This is a genomic window from Arthrobacter sp. NPDC058192, from assembly GCF_042883665.1.
In the GTDB taxonomy this organism is placed as follows: domain Bacteria; phylum Actinomycetota; class Actinomycetes; order Actinomycetales; family Micrococcaceae; genus Arthrobacter.
The window spans coordinates 60,399-75,565 of sequence record NZ_JBHVVJ010000002.1 but is presented as its reverse complement, the minus strand read 5'-3'; the positions used below and the strand labels follow the sequence as shown (position 1 = coordinate 75,565).

15 protein-coding genes are annotated in these 15,167 nt (G+C 67.9%); 5 read left to right on the top strand and 10 right to left on the bottom strand.

Annotated elements, in window-relative coordinates; translation table 11 throughout:
- Positions 1 to 139: 139 nt before the first annotated feature.
- Both ACFVVK_RS02460 and ACFVVK_RS02455 read left to right on the top strand, forming a co-directional pair.
- Positions 140 to 1,315 (top strand): zinc-dependent alcohol dehydrogenase, encoded by a 1,176-nt coding sequence (locus ACFVVK_RS02460; RefSeq protein WP_390262959.1) that lies wholly within the window; start codon positions 140 to 142, stop codon positions 1,313 to 1,315.
- A gap of 127 nt (positions 1,316 to 1,442) precedes the next feature.
- The gene (locus ACFVVK_RS02455) at positions 1,443 to 2,192 is read left to right on the top strand and encodes an ABC transporter permease (protein ID WP_390262956.1); all 750 of its coding nucleotides are present in this window, start codon (positions 1,443 to 1,445) and stop codon (positions 2,190 to 2,192) included.
- A gap of 10 nt (positions 2,193 to 2,202) precedes the next feature.
- Here ACFVVK_RS02455 and ACFVVK_RS02450 read toward each other — a convergent pair whose 3' ends face one another.
- Complete coding sequence (locus ACFVVK_RS02450) at positions 2,203 to 2,706, bottom strand: HtaA domain-containing protein (RefSeq protein ID WP_390262953.1); 504 nt, start codon at positions 2,704 to 2,706, stop codon at positions 2,203 to 2,205.
- 185 nt (positions 2,707 to 2,891) lie between these two features.
- Here ACFVVK_RS02450 and ACFVVK_RS02445 point away from each other — a divergent pair, with 185 nt between their 5' ends.
- The 3 genes from ACFVVK_RS02445 (at position 2,892) to ACFVVK_RS02435 (ending at position 5,747) form a co-directional block, all read left to right on the top strand.
- Positions 2,892 to 3,875 (top strand): S1C family serine protease, encoded by a 984-nt coding sequence (locus ACFVVK_RS02445; RefSeq protein ID WP_390262950.1) that lies wholly within the window; start codon positions 2,892 to 2,894, stop codon positions 3,873 to 3,875.
- Between the two features lie 388 nt (positions 3,876 to 4,263).
- The gene (locus ACFVVK_RS02440) at positions 4,264 to 5,202 is read left to right on the top strand and encodes a BTAD domain-containing putative transcriptional regulator (RefSeq protein WP_390262947.1); all 939 of its coding nucleotides are present in this window, start codon (positions 4,264 to 4,266) and stop codon (positions 5,200 to 5,202) included.
- A 233-nt stretch (positions 5,203 to 5,435) separates the two neighbouring features.
- Positions 5,436 to 5,747: a hypothetical protein gene (locus ACFVVK_RS02435; RefSeq protein ID WP_390262944.1), complete on the top strand. Its 312-nt coding sequence runs from the start codon at positions 5,436 to 5,438 to the stop codon at positions 5,745 to 5,747.
- Between the two features lie 11 nt (positions 5,748 to 5,758).
- Here the strand turns inward: ACFVVK_RS02435 and ACFVVK_RS02430 are convergent, their stop codons facing one another.
- From ACFVVK_RS02430 to ACFVVK_RS02390, 9 genes are all read right to left on the bottom strand, one after another.
- Complete coding sequence (locus ACFVVK_RS02430) at positions 5,759 to 6,379, bottom strand: L-threonylcarbamoyladenylate synthase (protein ID WP_390262941.1); 621 nt, start codon at positions 6,377 to 6,379, stop codon at positions 5,759 to 5,761.
- A 74-nt stretch (positions 6,380 to 6,453) separates the two neighbouring features.
- Positions 6,454 to 7,581 carry an XdhC family protein gene (locus tag ACFVVK_RS02425; RefSeq protein WP_390262938.1) on the bottom strand — a complete coding sequence of 376 codons (1,128 nt, stop codon included), beginning with the start codon at positions 7,579 to 7,581 and terminating at the stop codon, positions 6,454 to 6,456.
- Positions 7,582 to 7,590: 9 nt separating this feature from the next.
- Positions 7,591 to 8,379, bottom strand: coding sequence for an SRPBCC family protein (locus ACFVVK_RS02420; RefSeq protein WP_390262935.1), 789 nt, complete (start codon positions 8,377 to 8,379; stop codon positions 7,591 to 7,593).
- Positions 8,369 to 9,661, bottom strand: coding sequence for a VWA domain-containing protein (locus ACFVVK_RS02415; protein ID WP_390262932.1), 1,293 nt, complete (start codon positions 9,659 to 9,661; stop codon positions 8,369 to 8,371). The genes ACFVVK_RS02420 and ACFVVK_RS02415 overlap by 11 nt, the downstream gene beginning before the upstream one ends.
- Before the next feature lie 7 nt (positions 9,662 to 9,668).
- Complete coding sequence (locus tag ACFVVK_RS02410) at positions 9,669 to 10,592, bottom strand: AAA family ATPase (RefSeq protein WP_390262929.1); 924 nt, start codon at positions 10,590 to 10,592, stop codon at positions 9,669 to 9,671.
- Positions 10,589 to 11,302 (bottom strand): NTP transferase domain-containing protein, encoded by a 714-nt coding sequence (locus tag ACFVVK_RS02405; protein ID WP_390262926.1) that lies wholly within the window; start codon positions 11,300 to 11,302, stop codon positions 10,589 to 10,591. The genes ACFVVK_RS02410 and ACFVVK_RS02405 overlap by 4 nt, the downstream gene beginning before the upstream one ends.
- Positions 11,286 to 12,200, bottom strand: coding sequence for an XdhC family protein (locus ACFVVK_RS02400; protein ID WP_390262923.1), 915 nt, complete (start codon positions 12,198 to 12,200; stop codon positions 11,286 to 11,288). The genes ACFVVK_RS02405 and ACFVVK_RS02400 overlap by 17 nt, the downstream gene beginning before the upstream one ends.
- The gene (locus ACFVVK_RS02395; protein ID WP_390262920.1) at positions 12,200 to 14,593 is read right to left on the bottom strand and encodes an aerobic carbon-monoxide dehydrogenase large subunit; all 2,394 of its coding nucleotides are present in this window, start codon (positions 14,591 to 14,593) and stop codon (positions 12,200 to 12,202) included. Before ACFVVK_RS02395 ends, ACFVVK_RS02400 begins: the two co-directional genes overlap by 1 nt.
- Positions 14,590 to 15,162 (bottom strand): (2Fe-2S)-binding protein, encoded by a 573-nt coding sequence (locus ACFVVK_RS02390; protein ID WP_390262917.1) that lies wholly within the window; start codon positions 15,160 to 15,162, stop codon positions 14,590 to 14,592. The genes ACFVVK_RS02395 and ACFVVK_RS02390 overlap by 4 nt, the downstream gene beginning before the upstream one ends.
- Between the last annotated feature and the right edge of the window lie 5 nt (positions 15,163 to 15,167).

The window sequence follows — 15,167 nt, the reverse complement described above, 5'->3', positions numbered from 1 at the left end:
CAGGCCGAGGCGCCAGGGCAGCGCGGCGGGTTGCGCGTTCTGCGGCCTTCCGCCGCTGGTCCTTGATCGTGGACGAGGCTCCGGGCTAGGCTGGATGCTCAGCATGCTTAGCAATGTCGGCTCACGCAAAGGAGTTCTAATGAGGGCACTAACCTGGCAAGGTAAGAGGTCGGTCCGCGTTGAAAACGTGCCGGACCCGGTGATTCAGGAACCCACTGACGCCATCGTCAAGATTACGTCGACGGCGATTTGCGGGTCCGACCTGCACCTCTACGAAGTCTTGGGTCCGTACCTGCAGTCAGGCGACATCCTGGGCCACGAACCAATGGGGATCGTCCAGGAGGTCGGCTCCGGCGTGCATGACCTCCAGCCAGGGGACCGCGTTGTCATTCCGTTCAACATTTCCTGCGGCCACTGCTGGATGTGTAAGCAGGGCCTGCAGTCGCAGTGTGAAACAACGCAGGTGCATTCTCACAACAGCGGGGCGAGCTTGTTCGGGTTCTCTGAACTCTACGGCTCCGTGCCAGGCGGGCAGGCTGAATACTTGCGCGTCCCGCACGCCGACTATGGGCCCATCAAGGTCGGAAAAGAACTTCCGGATGAGCGCTACCTGTACCTCTCGGACATCCTCCCCACCGCCTGGCAAGGCGTGAAATACGCCGACGTCCCTGCCGGCGGCACGCTTGCCGTGTTTGGGCTCGGCCCCGTGGGACAGTTCGCCAGCCGCATCGGGCGTCATTTGGGTCAGCGGGTGATTGCGGTCGAACCTGTCCCGGAGCGGCGCCGGATGGCTGAGCGCCACGGGATAGAGACCCTGGATTTCACGAAGGACATCGGGGACCGGCTGCGCGATATGACGGAGGGCCGTGGCCCCGACGCTGTGCTCGACGCCGTCGGAATGGAGGCCCACAACTCACCGGTCGGCGCCTTCGCTCAGCATGTGGTGGGCATATTGCCGGACGCGGTGGCGAAGAAGGCCATGGAGACCGCCGGTGTGGACCGTCTGACGGTCTTGCATTCCGCCATTGACGCCGTCCGTCGCGGGGGCACAGTGTCGCTGAGCGGAGTCTACGGCGGTACGGCCAGTCCGATGCCGCTGCTGACAATGTTCGACAAGCAGCTGCAGTTCCGCATGGGCCAATGCAATGTGCGCAACTGGACCGATGAGCTGCTCCCGATTGTGGAGGATCCGTCGGACCCGCTGGGCGTCATGGACCTGAAGACGCATGAGGTTTCCCTGGACGGGGCCGCAGCAGCCTACGAGTTGTTCCAGAAGAAGGAAGATGGCTGCATCAAGGTAGTCCTGAAGCCTTAGCGCCGCCCTGGCCTGACGCCCGGTATCCCCACCCGAATGCCTCCCCGGCGTCAGGCGGCGGCCATCCCGGAGCCCGACCTGCCGCACGGGCACCTGCTGCTGCTGGACAGATCTATAGGCTGGCCTGATGACCGGTTTCCCTGATCTTTTGCCCACGCTGCTGTGCGTCGGGCTCCTGATGGCGGTGGCTGTTGGTCTGCTCGCGGCATTCCGGATCCCGTACGCGTCCGCGCCGGCGCTGGCGATCCTCCGCGGAGCTGCGCAGCTCGCCGTCATTAGCCTGATTCTGGGCGGCGTCATCACCAGCCCGGTCTGGGTGGGCGCGGCCCTCCTCGTGATGTTCACCGTGGCCGCGGTCACCGCATCGCGGCGGCTGGGCTGGGCCTGGAGCCGCCTCGCGGTGGTCGGCGGCTCCATGGCCGCGGGCATCGTGGTGACCTTGGCCATCGACTTCGGCACGGGGGCGATCGCCTTCACGCCGCGGTACGCGCTTGCCATCGGAGGGATCGTGATCGGCAACGCGATGACCATCGCGACCCTGTCCGGCCGGCATTTTGCGGAGTCGGTGAATGAACACTGGGACGAGGTGGAGGCGTGGCTGGCTTTGGGCGCGACGCGGCGCCAGTCGACGTTGGAACTGGCCCGGCGGGCCGTCTATTCAGCCCTCATCCCCTCGACCGACCAGACGAAGACGACCGGCCTGGTCACTCTGCCGGGCGCGTTCGTTGGCGCAATCTTCGGGGGACTCTCACCGGTGGAAGCGGGCCGCTTCCAGATCGTCGTGCTCGCCTCGATCATGGCGGCGGGCTCGATTACCGCCGTCGCGCTGGTGGGCGCCATCGCTCCGGTCAAGGTGCGTCCCGCCCGGCCCCGCTAAGGCCGCGCCGTCAGGCGGGGACGCGGATAACCAGCGGGTCCATCGCCTGGCCGTCCGCGTACTGGCCGTCAAACAGTTCCGAACCAGCCTGGGATACCGCCACGTCGACGCGCTCCCAGACCAGGAACCCCTCCATGTTGCGGGGTGCGGCCGTGCGGAGGGTGCCGACGTCCACGCGGTCTTTCCCGCCGCCGTCGCCGGTGCTGATCGACAGGACCCCGTGCCCGCCGGTGAGTTCGACCCAGGGATTCAGCAGCCGGACAAACATCATGCCGTGGTGGCCGGCGACTCGAACGTCGCCGCGGAACCGCAGCACACCGGTACCGCTGGCGGGATCATATTCGGAGCCGTCGGGGGCGAAACAAAACTCTCCGGACGCGGTCACCGTCGCGCCGTCGGCAGCGGAGACAGCGCCGTCCGGGAGCCCCGCAATGTAGTCCATGAAGCTGCGCTTGATACCCCACGTCAGGCCTGGCGGGGGCAACGGAGCGGGGGAAGCGGACGCTGGGTTCACGTAGGTTCTCCTGGGCTGTCGTGCGGAATTATCTTTCGAGCCTAGCCTCGGATCCACGCCCGGCTGAACTGTTGCACCTCCGACGCTTCATCCGGCGTATTTCACTGACGGCGTATGCGCCCCGGGACTACTGCCGGGACCGCAGTGGTTGACTTGGATGAGTACCGTTTCGCAGGAGGTGCACCGTGGCCGAAGCCATCAGCAAGCTTCCCGGATCTGACGTGTCCGAGGACCCGTTGGACTCCTATTCCGCGACGGTCATCCGCGTAGCCGAAGCTGTCACACCACACGTCGCGGCGATCGAGATGACCGGCAACGGGCGCAACGGCAGGTTCAGGGTCGGAGCGGGTTCGGCCGTTCTCTTCACGACCGACGGGTATCTGCTGACGAACGCCCACGTGGTGGGCGGCGCGGAGTCAGGACACGCGGTCTTCGCGGACGGCACGTCCACCGCCGTGGAGGTGGTGGGAGCCGATCCGCTTTCCGACCTTGCCGTGGTCCACGGCAGGGCGCCGACGGCGGCACCGGCGGACTTGGGGGACGCCGAATCGCTCCGGGTCGGGCAATTGGTGATCGCCGTTGGTAATCCGCTCGGACTCTCGGGTTCCGTCACAGCCGGAGTTGTCAGCGGCCTGGGCCGTTCTATTCCAGTCTGGTCCGGACGGAACCGGCGCGTGATCGAGGACGTCATCCAGACCGATGCTGCTCTCAACCCCGGCAGCTCCGGAGGGGCGCTGGCGGATGCCCGCGGACGGATTGTCGGCATCAATACTGCCGTTGCAGGCATCGGATTGGGCCTGGCTGTGCCCGTCAATGCCACGTCGCGGCGGATCATCGCCTCGCTGGTGAAAGACGGCCGCGTCCGCCGGGCCTACCTTGGGCTCGTCAGCACGCCCATCCAGCTGCAACCGAGCGCCGTGGTCCGGACCGGCCGCAGGGAGGGCCTGATGGTAGTGGAAGTACTGCCGGATTCGCCCGCCGAACGCGCAGGGCTCCGGGCAAGTGACATCCTCCTGAAGGTCGGACACCGGTCCGTGTCCAACGCTGAGAGCTTGCAGAAACTGCTCTTCGCCGAAGCGATCGGAGAGCCGCTCGATCTTGCGGTCCTGCGCGATGGCGCGGAGCTGGGTCTGGTAGCGGTGCCGGCGGAGATGACGGAGAACCAGTAGGGGAAACCGGTCCGGTACCGGCCGCCGGGGCCTTCTTCAACGCAGGCTGCCGGGCCGGATTTAGGCGCAAATCATTGCGTGAGAGCACGGAATTTGCCGTCCCGGCAACTACTTGCGTGCCCAACACAGCGACCCGCAGGATTACTCGTTTCATGTCGCAAGTACCTGCCCGCCGCTTCGCCGCCGTACTCAGCGGTACTGACGCCTGTACCCGACTTTCTCCGGGCGAAAGATCGGGTAGCGGCATGCCTTGTTGCGCCAACTCCGGGCATGTCACGGTGGCATTGGAGAGCCGGAGGAACAGAGTCTCAGTATGGCCTGATTCCCATGCTTAAACCGGCTCCTCACAGGCATTTGAGGTCGTTTACCTGGGGAAATCGGAGGCATCGTGGAAAGCCTAACGGGAACTGCACCCTCCATTTCGGTCCGCTTGTTCGGATCCTTCGAAGTGCGCCGGGACGGCGTCTCGCTCACTGCCGCCGACATGGGGGGATGCAAACCCCGGCACATACTGGAGATCCTCCTCCTGAATCTGGGGACGCCCGTATCCAAGACCCGCCTGATCGATCTTCTCTGGGGCGCAGGGGCCAGCGACGGCTCCGTGGCCACACTGGAGAGCTACATCAGCGGTATCCGGCGCGCCATCCAGCCGGGCCAGACCAAAACCGGCCCGCTCCGCACCGCCAACAGCGGTTACGTGTTGGACCCCGCCCTCGTGGACCTGGACCTGTTCCGGTTCCGGGCACTGGTCCGCGCGGCCGGGGAGCTGCCTCCCGTGGGGGCATACCCGCTGATGCTCGAGGCCCTAGACCTTAGCGCCGAGCCGCTGCTCGGATTTGAGCTCGCCTCCGACTGGGCCGAAGAGGCACGCACACGCCATGCGGCGGAGAAGGTGGCGCTGCAGATCCTCGCGGCTGAGACTGCCGCGCTGCTGGACAAGCCGGAGGAGGCCGTCAACCTGGTGCAGGCTGCCATCCGGTCCGAGCCCCTCAACGAGCGAGCCTGGACTGTGCTGGTCACAGCCTATGAGCAGGCGGGCCTGCCGGCGGAAGGACTGGCGGCGTATGACCGCTGCCGCCGGTTGTTCGATCACGACCTTGGCTGCACTCCCGGCCCGGCGCTGCAGCAAGCGCATCTTCGCCTGCTGCGGCAGCATGCCGAAGCAAACTCCGAACTTTCGGAGGTCCTCGCGGCGCTGCTCTACCTGGGTGAGCGCTTGAACGGGCCCAAGAGCCGGCAGCTGCCGGCGGCCGAGTCGCAACGCATGCACGAGAATGCCGGGCGTGTGCTGGATTCGTTTCTCCAGCGTGTGCGGGCCGCCGTCTAGCGTCCCGTTCTATCCGGGGCCAGCTCCACCTCGTTCTTCAGGGCCCCTTCGCGTCCTCTGCGGACGTCCCCGACGGTGCCGGCACACTACGCTGAGCACCGGGATTCCGCTGCGGCCGGAACGGGGAGTTAACTTCATCACGTGGCAGCGATTCGCGGGAAATCCACGTGCCCGGGGCCTCATACTGGGATGGACCCTGGCGGGCAGTCCCACCGCCGGGTGACAGGAGGGCCATGGAAACCATCAAGAAAGTCATCGCGAACGAGTGGGTGACAGAAAGCATGGAAACCGTAAAGAAAGTCGTTACGAACGAGTACTTCCCCGCGGCCGCCGTGCTGTCCGGGGTCATCCTGTTCTGGGTGCTGGGCCTGTTCGGCGGACTTTCCCTCCTCAGCGCGCGCCAGTCGCCGGTGACCACCCTGACCTGGCTGCTTTTCGTTTACGCCTTAGCCGTGCTGTCACCCCTCGCCGGGCTGGTGGCCGCCATCGATCTGGTCCGCCGGTGGCTGCGGAACAGGCAGGCCCGCGCGGCTGAGTCCGCGTAGCGGGCACCGCCCTATTCAAAGCGGGAAGGGTCTCCCATGCCCCGCCGGACGATTTCCGCGACTCCGCCCGAGAAATCGATCACGGTGGTAGGTTCGGCGCCGCAGTCACCGGAATCGATCACGGCATCCACCACGTGCTCCAGACGCTCCTTGATCTCCCAACCCTGCGTCAGGGGCTCTTCCTCGTCGGGAAGCAGCAACGTGCTGGACAGCAGGGGTTCGCCGAGTTCGGAGAGTAGGGCCTGGACTACGTGGTTATCCGGGATGCGTACGCCAACTGTCTTCTTTTTTGGGTGCAGCAAACGCTTGGGCACCTCCCTCGTGGCAGGCAGGATGAACGTGTAGCTGCCCGGTGTCACGCCTTTGATGCTGCGGAAGACGTCATTGTCGATCTGGACGAACTGGCCGAGCTGGGCGAAGTCCTTGCAAACCAGCGTGAAGTGGTGTTTGTCGCCCAGGTGCCGGATGGACTTGATCCGGTCCAGGGCCTCCCGGTTACCCAACTGGGCGCCCAGTGCGTAGCACGAATCGGTGGGGTAGGCGATCAGGCCGCCTGAGCGGACGATCTCCACTGCCTGCAGGATCGAACGCGGCTGGGGGTTCTCGGGGTGCACATCGAAGTATCTCGCCATGGCACGAGCTTACGCCCGGGCAGCCCGGACGCCGCGACGTGCCCCTTGGCGGCGTACCGCTGGTTCACGTGTCGCTACAGTTGCTCGTCGTGGTGGATCCGCTCGCCTAGTTGCCGCAGCGGCTCGCCGCTGCCGCTCCACTGCCGGGAAATAAACTCCGCAGCGATCGACACGGCCGTTTCCTCCGGGGTCCGGGCACCCAGGTCCAGACCCACCGGACTGTGGAGCTTGGACAGTTCTGTTTCGCTCAGTCCCGCCTGCCGCAGCCGCAGCATCCTGTCTTCGTGCGTACGCCTGGATCCCATCGCGCCGATAAAGGCGACGGGGCTGCCGCGGAGGGCCACTTCTAGGACGGGGATGTCGAATTTGGGGTCGTGGGTGAGTACGCACAGTACGGTCCTGGAGTCCAACAGCCCTTGAGCATATTGGTCGCTCAAGTACCGGTGCGGCCACGCGTTGACCACCTCGGCGGCGTCGGGGAACCGAGCAGGCGTGGCAAAGACAGGCCGTGCATCACACACGGTCACCCGGTACCCGAGGAAGGCGCCCAGCCGTGCCAGCGCCGCGGCGAAGTCGATGGCGCCGAAGACGATCATGCGCGGCGGCGGGGCATAGCTGGCGAAAAAGACGCGCATGCCGGTGTCGAGCCGTTCGCCGTCGATGCCGTAGGTCAGGATGCCCGTCCGTCCGGCGGCGAGTAGACCCTGGGTGTCGTCGCCCACGGCCTGGTTGGTGCGGCTGGAACCGAGGTCGCCTTCGAACCCTTCCGGCCTGACGATGAGGTGCCTCCCTACTCGATTGGCATCCGGGTGTTCGATGACAGTGGCGACCCCCACGCGGCGCCCGGCGGCAATGGCTTGGGCGACGGCGTCGAGCTCGGCAAAACGCTGCCGGGAGACCGGTTCCACGAAGATATCGATAATCCCCCCGCAGGTTAGGCCCACTGCGTAGGCGTCGTCGTCGCTGATGCCGTAGCGCACTAGGACCGGCTCGCCTCCGTCCACAACCTCGCTGGCCAGTTCATAGACGGCGCTCTCCACGCAACCGCCGGAAACGGAGCCCACGGCCTCGCCGTCGGCGGTCACGAGCATGGCCGCTCCGGGCAGCCGGGGTGCCGATTTGAAGGTGCTCACCACCGTGGCCAGGCCCACCGTGGCCCCCCTCCGCCAATCCGGCAGGATGGCCGCCAGAACATCGCGCATCGGTGCTCCTCAGAGCCTGCCGCACAGGCGAAGCAACCGGAACGCCGACCGCCGGCCGGCCCAGTAGGCAATGCACGCCACCACGGCGACGGCGCCGAGGACCTTCACGGGGTTGGAGAGCTGCTCCGCCGCAATGCCCTTCGCAAGGCTCCAGGCATCCAGGCTGCCGGCCGCGCTCCCGCCCTGCATCGACCCGGCAGCAGGGGGCGCTGGCTTCGATGGCGCCGACGCCGTCGGGCCGGGAGCAGAGACTGCCGCCGACGCCGGGACGGGCTCCGGGATTGTCTCGCCGATCGGCTCACCGGCCGGCTCAGGTAGCACCCCTTCGGGCGGCGCTGGCGCCGGAGGTGTACCCGCTGCCAGAACGGCCTGCAGATTGTCCGCGAAGAGCGACATCATCTGCTCGGTCACACTGCCGATGACACCTTTGCCCATTGCCGCGGCCTTGCCGGACAGCGTGAGATCCGCACTGACAGAGCCCCGGGTGGTCGTCCCCTCTTCGGCCAGCCGCAGGGTCACGGTTGCCTCGGCGGCGCCCTGTCCGCGCGTCTCCCGGGCCTTGCCGCCGAGTACGGCGCGATGTTCGGCCGCGTTGCGTTCAATGACGTTCAGCAACCCCTTGTACTGCATCGTGACCGGGCCGAGCTTCACCGTCATGCCCACCTGGTAGGCGTCCTCCGAAAGCTTGTTCAGGATCTTGGCCCCGGGAAGGCAGCCGGCCACCCGGTCAAAGTCCATGAGTGCGTCCCATACGCGGTCTATCGGTGCGACCACGGAGAACGTGCTGTCAATCTGCATATGCTGCACCCTTGCCTTTCGCTCGAAGATGACTGTCACCGGAAATCTGGTCGCCGTCGCGAGCACCACCGCCGCGGATGGCGGCCGCCACGTCGCCCAACGCCCTGTAGCTGTGGCCGCTGACGAACGCGTCGCAGTAGGGCAGTGCTGCCGCCATGCCGCCCACGAGGGGTTGATACCGCGGCGCCGCCCTACGGGGATTCACCCAGATGATCCTGTGGGTGAGCCGACGCAGGCGGGCCATCTGGGCCGCCACCTGGCCGGGATCTTCGTCGGCCCAGCCGTCCGAAAAAATCACCACCACAGCTCCCCGCGCCAGCCCGCGGCGGCCGTGCTCATCGATAAAGTGGCGGAGACTGTCCGCGATCCTGGTCCCGCTGGCCCAGCCCGGGGCGGAGGCAGCCGCGTGGGACAGGGCCTCGTCGGGATCGCGAAGGGCGAGCTGCCGCGTAATCCTGGTCAGCCGGGTGGAGAACACGAAGGCCTCCGCCCCGGCGCCGGTCACTGCGCCCTGCAGCAGGGACACGAACACCCGGGCGTACGGCTCCATGGAAGCGGACACATCGCACAGCAGCACCAGCTTGCGGCGCTGCCCGCGCCGACGGGCATAGAGCAGCCGCGGCGCGTCCGAACCGGACCGCCGGGCAGCGCGCACGGTCGCCCGCACGTCCAGCCGCGCGGCGCTGTGCGCGGATGAGCGGGTGCGGCGGCTCAGGCGCAGCGGTGTCGCGAGCAGCAGCGCCGCCGCCAGCCGCCGTACCTCTGCGACTTCGGCGGGAGTGAGCTCGGCGAAGGACGTTTCGTGCAGGTGTTCGTCCGCGGACGCCATGGCAAGGACCGACTCCCGATCGGCCTGGCCTGGTTCCGCGGCTCCGTCCCGGCCCGGGGAGGCCACGTGCGGATGCCGGTAACTGCCGACGGGTAGGACGGGCTCCCGGGCGTCCGGCACCGAGGGCCTGGTGCGTACTTCAGGCCCGGGCCGCGGCGGTGGCGACGCCGGCCGTGCCCGGTCGGCACGGCTGCCAGGTCCGGCTGTGGCGAGTCCGCGGAACACGGCGGCGAAGACGGCATCGAACAGGGGCATCTGCTCACGGGCGGACACGAGCACCACACGGAAGGTCCAGTAGAGCTGTTCGATCCCGTCCGGGGGGATGAGTTGGAGCGACTCGGCCAGCCGCGCGGCCCGGTCCGGCGACGCCGGGAGGCCTACCTGCCGGAGGGCGGTGACGAAAGCGGCGGATAGAGCGGCTGCCTCCACGTGCGGCCGGGGGGCCACAGTCATGTCACCCTCAACCATCGGTGCCCTCCAGGAGCCAGGCCGCTCCGCGGGAACCGACGAGTTCGAGGTCGTCGCGGTTCTTGACGATGGAGCCCCAGGTTTGTTCGGCCGTCCCGGGGTCGATGTTTTTCACTCCCAGCACGGCGAGGGCCGAGACCCAGTCGATTGCCTCGGAAATACCCGGCGGTTTGGCCAGCTCCAGGGTGCGAAGCCGGGTGATGGCCGCCGCGGCCTGCAGGGCCAGCGGTCCACTGCTCGCAGGTACCCGGCGGCGCACGATCTCGGCGATGCGGCCCGGGCCGGGATAATCGATCCAGTGGTACAGGCAGCGGCGGGTCAAAGCGTCGTGAAGGTCCCGTGTCCGGTTGGATGTGAGGATCACGATGGGCGGGTGGGTGGCTCGAATCGTACCCAGCTCCGGGATGGAGACCGCCGCCTCGGCCAGCAGTTCAAAAGTGAACGCCTCGAATTCGGCGTCGGCGCGGTCGATCTCGTCCAGAAGCAGCACGGCCGGGCGCGGCCCAGGGTGTTCAAGTGCCTGCAGGAGCGGCCGGCGCAGCAAATACTGGGGGGCGAAAAGGTCAGTTTCCGTGACTGCCGCGCCGCCGACCTCGGCCAGCCGGATGCCGAGCAGCTGGCGCGGATGGTTCCACTCGTAGAGCGCCTCGCCGGCGTCGATTCCCTCGTAGCACTGCAGCCGGTACAGCGGAGTGTCCAGGAGCTCGGCCAGCGCTTTCGCGGCCTCCGTCTTCCCGACTCCCGCCTCGCCTTCGAGCAGGATGGGCTGCGGCAGGCGCACGGCCAGGAAAAGTGCCGTTGCCAGCCCGACGTCGGCCAGGTAATTGTTGCGGTCCAGCGCGGCCATCAGTGACGGGACATCCGGGACCCGGCGCTGGACGCCCTCCTCCGCGCCGGCCCGCGCCGCTGTTGTCATGTGACCGCCTGCAGTTCGTCGAGGAGCCGCCGGTAGTCGTCCTCGCTGTCCACGTCCGGGGGGACACGGCCGGGCGTCCGGACCTCGACGACGTCGTCCGCCCGCCGAGCGAGGAGTTTCCAGACCGCCTTGTCCCCGTGCAGGGCGGCCAGGTCCGGAAACACGCGCCGGGCAAACGCCAGGGGGTGCCCCACGCCGTCGTCGTAGCGGCACACCGCGACGCCGGGCCAAGCCGTGCGGGCGGCAGCGGCGCCGGTGGCACCGGTGCCGGATGCTGCCTGCCGGAGTGCGCCGAGCACGGCCCGGACACTGGAAGCGCGGACCCCGGGCTGATCGCCGAGCAACAGGACCACGGCATCGGCTTCCGGGCGCACGGCAGCCAGCGCGGCCGCGATCGAGGACCCGCAGCCTTCGCCGAAGTCCGGATTGAGCACCACCTCACAGCCGCCGGTGTCGACGGTGCGCTGCACCTCGGCCGCCGCACCGCCCAGGGCCAGGACCGTCTGGCTGAAGTCGCAAATCCGGGCGGTGGCCAGGACCGCGTCCAGCAGGACCCCCGTGCCGTAGGGAAGCAGCTGCTTGGGCCTGCCGAGGCGGCGGGAGGCGCCCGCAGCCAGGATGATGCCGGCGCACCTGTTGCCGGTGGTCCGCGGCCCGGGCCTTCCCGCTGCCGGCAGCGGTTCACGCAGCTGATCAGACGGCCAAGGCATAGCGCTCCGGATCTTTGCGGAAGGCGGCCCGGCAGCCGGGGGAGCAGAAGTAGACGGTGACGCCGTTGTGGTCCACGTGCAGCGACGATTCCACGGCCGGAACGGACATGCCGCACACGGGATCAATGGCGCTCGCCGGGACCAGGGCCGCGGCGTGGGCCGGGGCGGCGTTCCGTGCCTTGGACCGTTCCCCGACCAGCTGGGCCAGGATGGACAGCGCGATCTCCCCGGGTGTCCGGGCGCCCAGCTGCAGCCCGGCCGGCGTAAACACGCGGGAGCGCAGGGCGTCGTCGACGTCGAGGGAGTCCAGCACGGCGGCGCCCCGGGTGCCGCTGGCCACGAGGGCAACGTAGGGGACCCCTGCGTTCAGGGCCGCCTCCAGTGCCCCTTCCTCGGCTTTGCCGTGGGAGGCGACGATCAAGGCCGCGTCGTCACCGCGGGGGTCGGCGGTTTCGCCATCTGTGAGTTCGACGTCGAGGCCGACGCCGGAGCCGAGCGTCGCCAGGGCCTGCGCCACCGGCGTCGAGCCCACCACCAGGACCCGGGGCGCGGGGATCCGCGGCTGGAGGAAGATCTCGATCGCGCCGCCGCTGAGGCACGGGTTGGAGACCGCGACGGCGCCTTCCTCCGCGGTGCGGGACGGTTCGCCGGGCAGCACCCGCAGCAGCAGCGGTTCCTGGGAGGCGAGGGCCTGCAGGCTGTACTCGCGCACTGAAACCTCGACGCAGTTTCCGCCCACAAAGCCCTGGATCTCCCCGGTGGGCAGCACCAGGGCGGTGTCCCCGGCATGGGCGCTCGTGGGACGCTGGGCGCGCACCACTGTGGCGTGGACGAACGGTTCACGGCGGCTGGCCAGTTCTTCCGCCCTGGCAGCCAGGGTCTCTGCGATGGTGGGCATCAGATCGGCGGCCTTGCCCTGCCCTGCATGGCGGCCCAGACACGGGCCGGTGTGCACGGCATGTCCATATGCGTAACGCCGAACGGCGCCAGGGCATCGACGACGGCATTGACGATGGCCGGAGGTGAGCCGACGGTGGCGGATTCGCCGATCCCCTTGGCTCCGATCGGGTGGTGCGGGGACGGGGTGACGGTGAATCCGGTCTCCCAGTCCGGCACCTCCATGGCCGTGGGGATCAGGTAGTCCATGAAGGACCCGCCGAGGCAGTTGCCGGCCTCGTCGAACTCGATGATCTCCATCAGGGCCATGCCGACGCCGTCGGTCAGTCCGCCGTGCACCTGCCCTTCGATGATCATCGGGTTGATCCTGGTGCCGCAGTCATCCACGGCGATGAAGCGCCGCACCTTGACCTGTCCCGTGCCGGGGTCGACGTCAACGACGCAGATGTAGGCGCCAAACGGGAAGGTGAGGTTGGGCGGATCGTAGGTGACCTCGGCGTCGAGGTTGCCGTCCACGCCCTCGGGCAAGGCCACGGTGCCATGGGCGCCCATGGCGATCTCGGCGATGGTCTTCCCGGCGCTGGGGTCGCCCTTGACGAACCAGCGGCCCTTCTCCCACTCGAGATCCTCGGGTCGGGTCTCGAGCATGGCCCCGGCGATCAGCTTTGCCTTCTCGCGCACCTTCCGTGCGACCAGGGCGACGGCGCCGCCGCTGACCGGCGTCGAACGGCTGCCGTACGTGCCCAGCCCGAACGGGGTCTGGTCCGTGTCACCGTGCACCACGTCGATGTCCTCCGGCGGGATGCCGAGTTCCTCGGCCACGATCTGGGCGAACGTGGTCTCGTGGCCCTGGCCCTGGCTTTGCACGGAGATCCGGACCACGGCCTTGCCGGTGGGGTGCACGCGCAGTTCGGCGCCGTCCGCCATGCCGAGGCCCACAATGTCGAAGTGCTTCCGCGGGCCGGCCCCCACGACTTCCGTGAAGAACGAGACACCGATGCCCATCAGTTCCCCGCGCTCGCGCTTTTCGGCCTGCTCGCGCCGGAGGTCCTCGTACCCGGCCAGCTGCATCGAGAGCCGCATGGTGGCCTCGTAGTTCCCCGAGTCGTAGACCCAGCCGGTCTTGTTGGCATAGGGGAACTGCTCGGGCCGGATGAAGTTCTTGAGCCGGAGCTCCGCCGGGTCCATTTCCAGCTTGCGGGCCAGGACGTCCACCATCCGCTCCACCAGGTAGACGGCCTCGGTGACGCGGAAGGAACAGGCGTAGGCGACCCCGCCGGGCGCCTTGTTGGTGTAGACGCCGGTGACCGAGCAGTGGGCGGCCTGCAGGTCGTAGCTGCCGGTGAAGATGGAGAAGAAGCCGGCCGGGTTCTTGGTGGGCTGGGCGGTGGCGTTGAACGCGCCGTGGTCGGCCAGCACATGGGTGCGGAGGGCAAGGATCTTGCCGTCCTTGGTCGCGGCGATTTCGCCCTGCATGATGTAGTCCCGGGCGAACGAGGTCGACATCAGGTTCTCGGAGCGGTCCTCCACCCATTTGACCGGGCGGCCGGAGACGATCGAGCCGACGACGGCGAGGATGTAGCCGGGATAGATCCCGACCTTGTTGCCGAAGCCGCCGCCGATATCGGGGGAGACGATCCGGATCTTGTGCTCGGGGATGCCGGCGACGATCGCGAACAGGGTCCGGTGCGCGTGCGGGGCCTGGGTGGTCTCGTAGAGGGTAAGTTTGCCGTTGACGGCGTCGAAATCGGCGACGGCGCCGCACGTCTCCATCGGAGCGGGGTGGACCCGCGGGTAGACCACCTCCTCGCTGACCACGACGTCGGCGGAGGCGAACACCGCGTCCGTTTCGGCTTTGTCGCCGATCTCCCAGTCGAAGATCCTGTTGTCTGTCCGGCCCTCGATCTCGTCGCGGATCACCGGCGCGTCCGCCTCGAGCGCCCTGCGGGCGTCCACCAGCGGCGGAAGGATGTCGTATTCGACCTCGATCAGCTCCAGCGCATCCCGGGCCGCGTAGCGGTCCTCGGCCACGACGAACGCGACTTCCTGGCCCTGGAACCGGACCTTGTCCGTGACCAGGACGGCCTGGACATCCGCCGAGAGCGTCGGTGCCCACGCGAGCTTTAGGCCCAGGAGATCCTTGCCTGTGATGACCGCCACGACTTTCGGGTGTGCCAGGGCATTGGTGGTGTCGATCGACACGAGCCTCGCGTGCGCCACCGGAGCCCGCAGGATGGCGCCGTGCAGCATCCCCGGCAACACGATGTCATCCAGGTAGTGGCCCTTGCCGCGTACGAATCGGGGGTCCTCCTTCCGCTGGATGCGGCCGTAGCCGATCGGACGGTCCTCGTCGTCCGGGGCCGGGTTTGACGGCCGGTCATGGATGACGGTCATGCCTTCACCTCCGCGTCTGCGTCCGCTCCCTCTCCGGCGACATCCGGGACGGCGGTGTCCGCGCCGTCCAGGACTTGGTCGGCGGCCGGTGCATCGTCCACACCGGCACCGGCAGGATGGGCGGCGGCCCACTGCACCGATCGGACGATCGTTGCATAGCCCGTGCACCGGCAGATCTGCCCGGAAATGGCCTGCCGGATCTCGGCGTCCTCGGGGTGCGGATTCCTATCAAGCAGCGCACGGGCCGTCAGCATCATCCCCGGGGTGCAGAAGCCGCATTGCAACCCGTGCTCCTCCATGAAGCCCTGCTGGACGGGATCGAGGGTGCCGCCGGTGGCGAGTCCCTCGACGGTGCGAATGTCCCGGCCGGCGGCCATGGCGGCGAGGACAGTGCAGGACTTCACGGGCTGGCCGTCCATCAGGACCACGCAGGTTCCACAGTTACTCGTATCGCACCCCCAATGGGTGCCCGTAAGCCCCAGGACTTCGCGGATGTAGTGGACCAGAAGCACCCGGGGTTCGATCTCACTGGTGACCTCGCTGCCGTTGACGGTCAAGCTGATCTGCATCGACT

What these genes read in the sequence shown, in the direction of transcription:
- ACFVVK_RS02460 (WP_390262959.1), top strand. Translation starts at nt 140, where the DNA reads ATGAGGGCACTAACCTGGCAAGGTAAGAGGTCGGTCCGCGTTGAAAAC.
- ACFVVK_RS02455 (WP_390262956.1), top strand. Translation starts at nt 1,443, where the DNA reads ATGACCGGTTTCCCTGATCTTTTGCCCACGCTGCTGTGCGTCGGGCTC.
- ACFVVK_RS02435 (WP_390262944.1), top strand. Translation starts at nt 5,436, where the DNA reads ATGGAAACCATCAAGAAAGTCATCGCGAACGAGTGGGTGACAGAAAGC.
- ACFVVK_RS02430 (WP_390262941.1), bottom strand. Translation starts at nt 6,379, where the DNA reads ATGGCGAGATACTTCGATGTGCACCCCGAGAACCCCCAGCCGCGTTCG.
- ACFVVK_RS02425 (WP_390262938.1), bottom strand. Translation starts at nt 7,581, where the DNA reads ATGCGCGATGTTCTGGCGGCCATCCTGCCGGATTGGCGGAGGGGGGCC.
- ACFVVK_RS02420 (WP_390262935.1), bottom strand. Translation starts at nt 8,379, where the DNA reads ATGCAGATTGACAGCACGTTCTCCGTGGTCGCACCGATAGACCGCGTA.
- ACFVVK_RS02415 (WP_390262932.1), bottom strand. Translation starts at nt 9,661, where the DNA reads ATGACTGTGGCCCCCCGGCCGCACGTGGAGGCAGCCGCTCTATCCGCC.
- ACFVVK_RS02410 (WP_390262929.1), bottom strand. Translation starts at nt 10,592, where the DNA reads ATGACAACAGCGGCGCGGGCCGGCGCGGAGGAGGGCGTCCAGCGCCGG.
- ACFVVK_RS02405 (WP_390262926.1), bottom strand. Translation starts at nt 11,302, where the DNA reads ATGCCTTGGCCGTCTGATCAGCTGCGTGAACCGCTGCCGGCAGCGGGA.
- ACFVVK_RS02400 (WP_390262923.1), bottom strand. Translation starts at nt 12,200, where the DNA reads ATGCCCACCATCGCAGAGACCCTGGCTGCCAGGGCGGAAGAACTGGCC.
- ACFVVK_RS02395 (WP_390262920.1), bottom strand. Translation starts at nt 14,593, where the DNA reads ATGACCGTCATCCATGACCGGCCGTCAAACCCGGCCCCGGACGACGAG.
- ACFVVK_RS02390 (WP_390262917.1), bottom strand. Translation starts at nt 15,162, where the DNA reads ATGCAGATCAGCTTGACCGTCAACGGCAGCGAGGTCACCAGTGAGATC.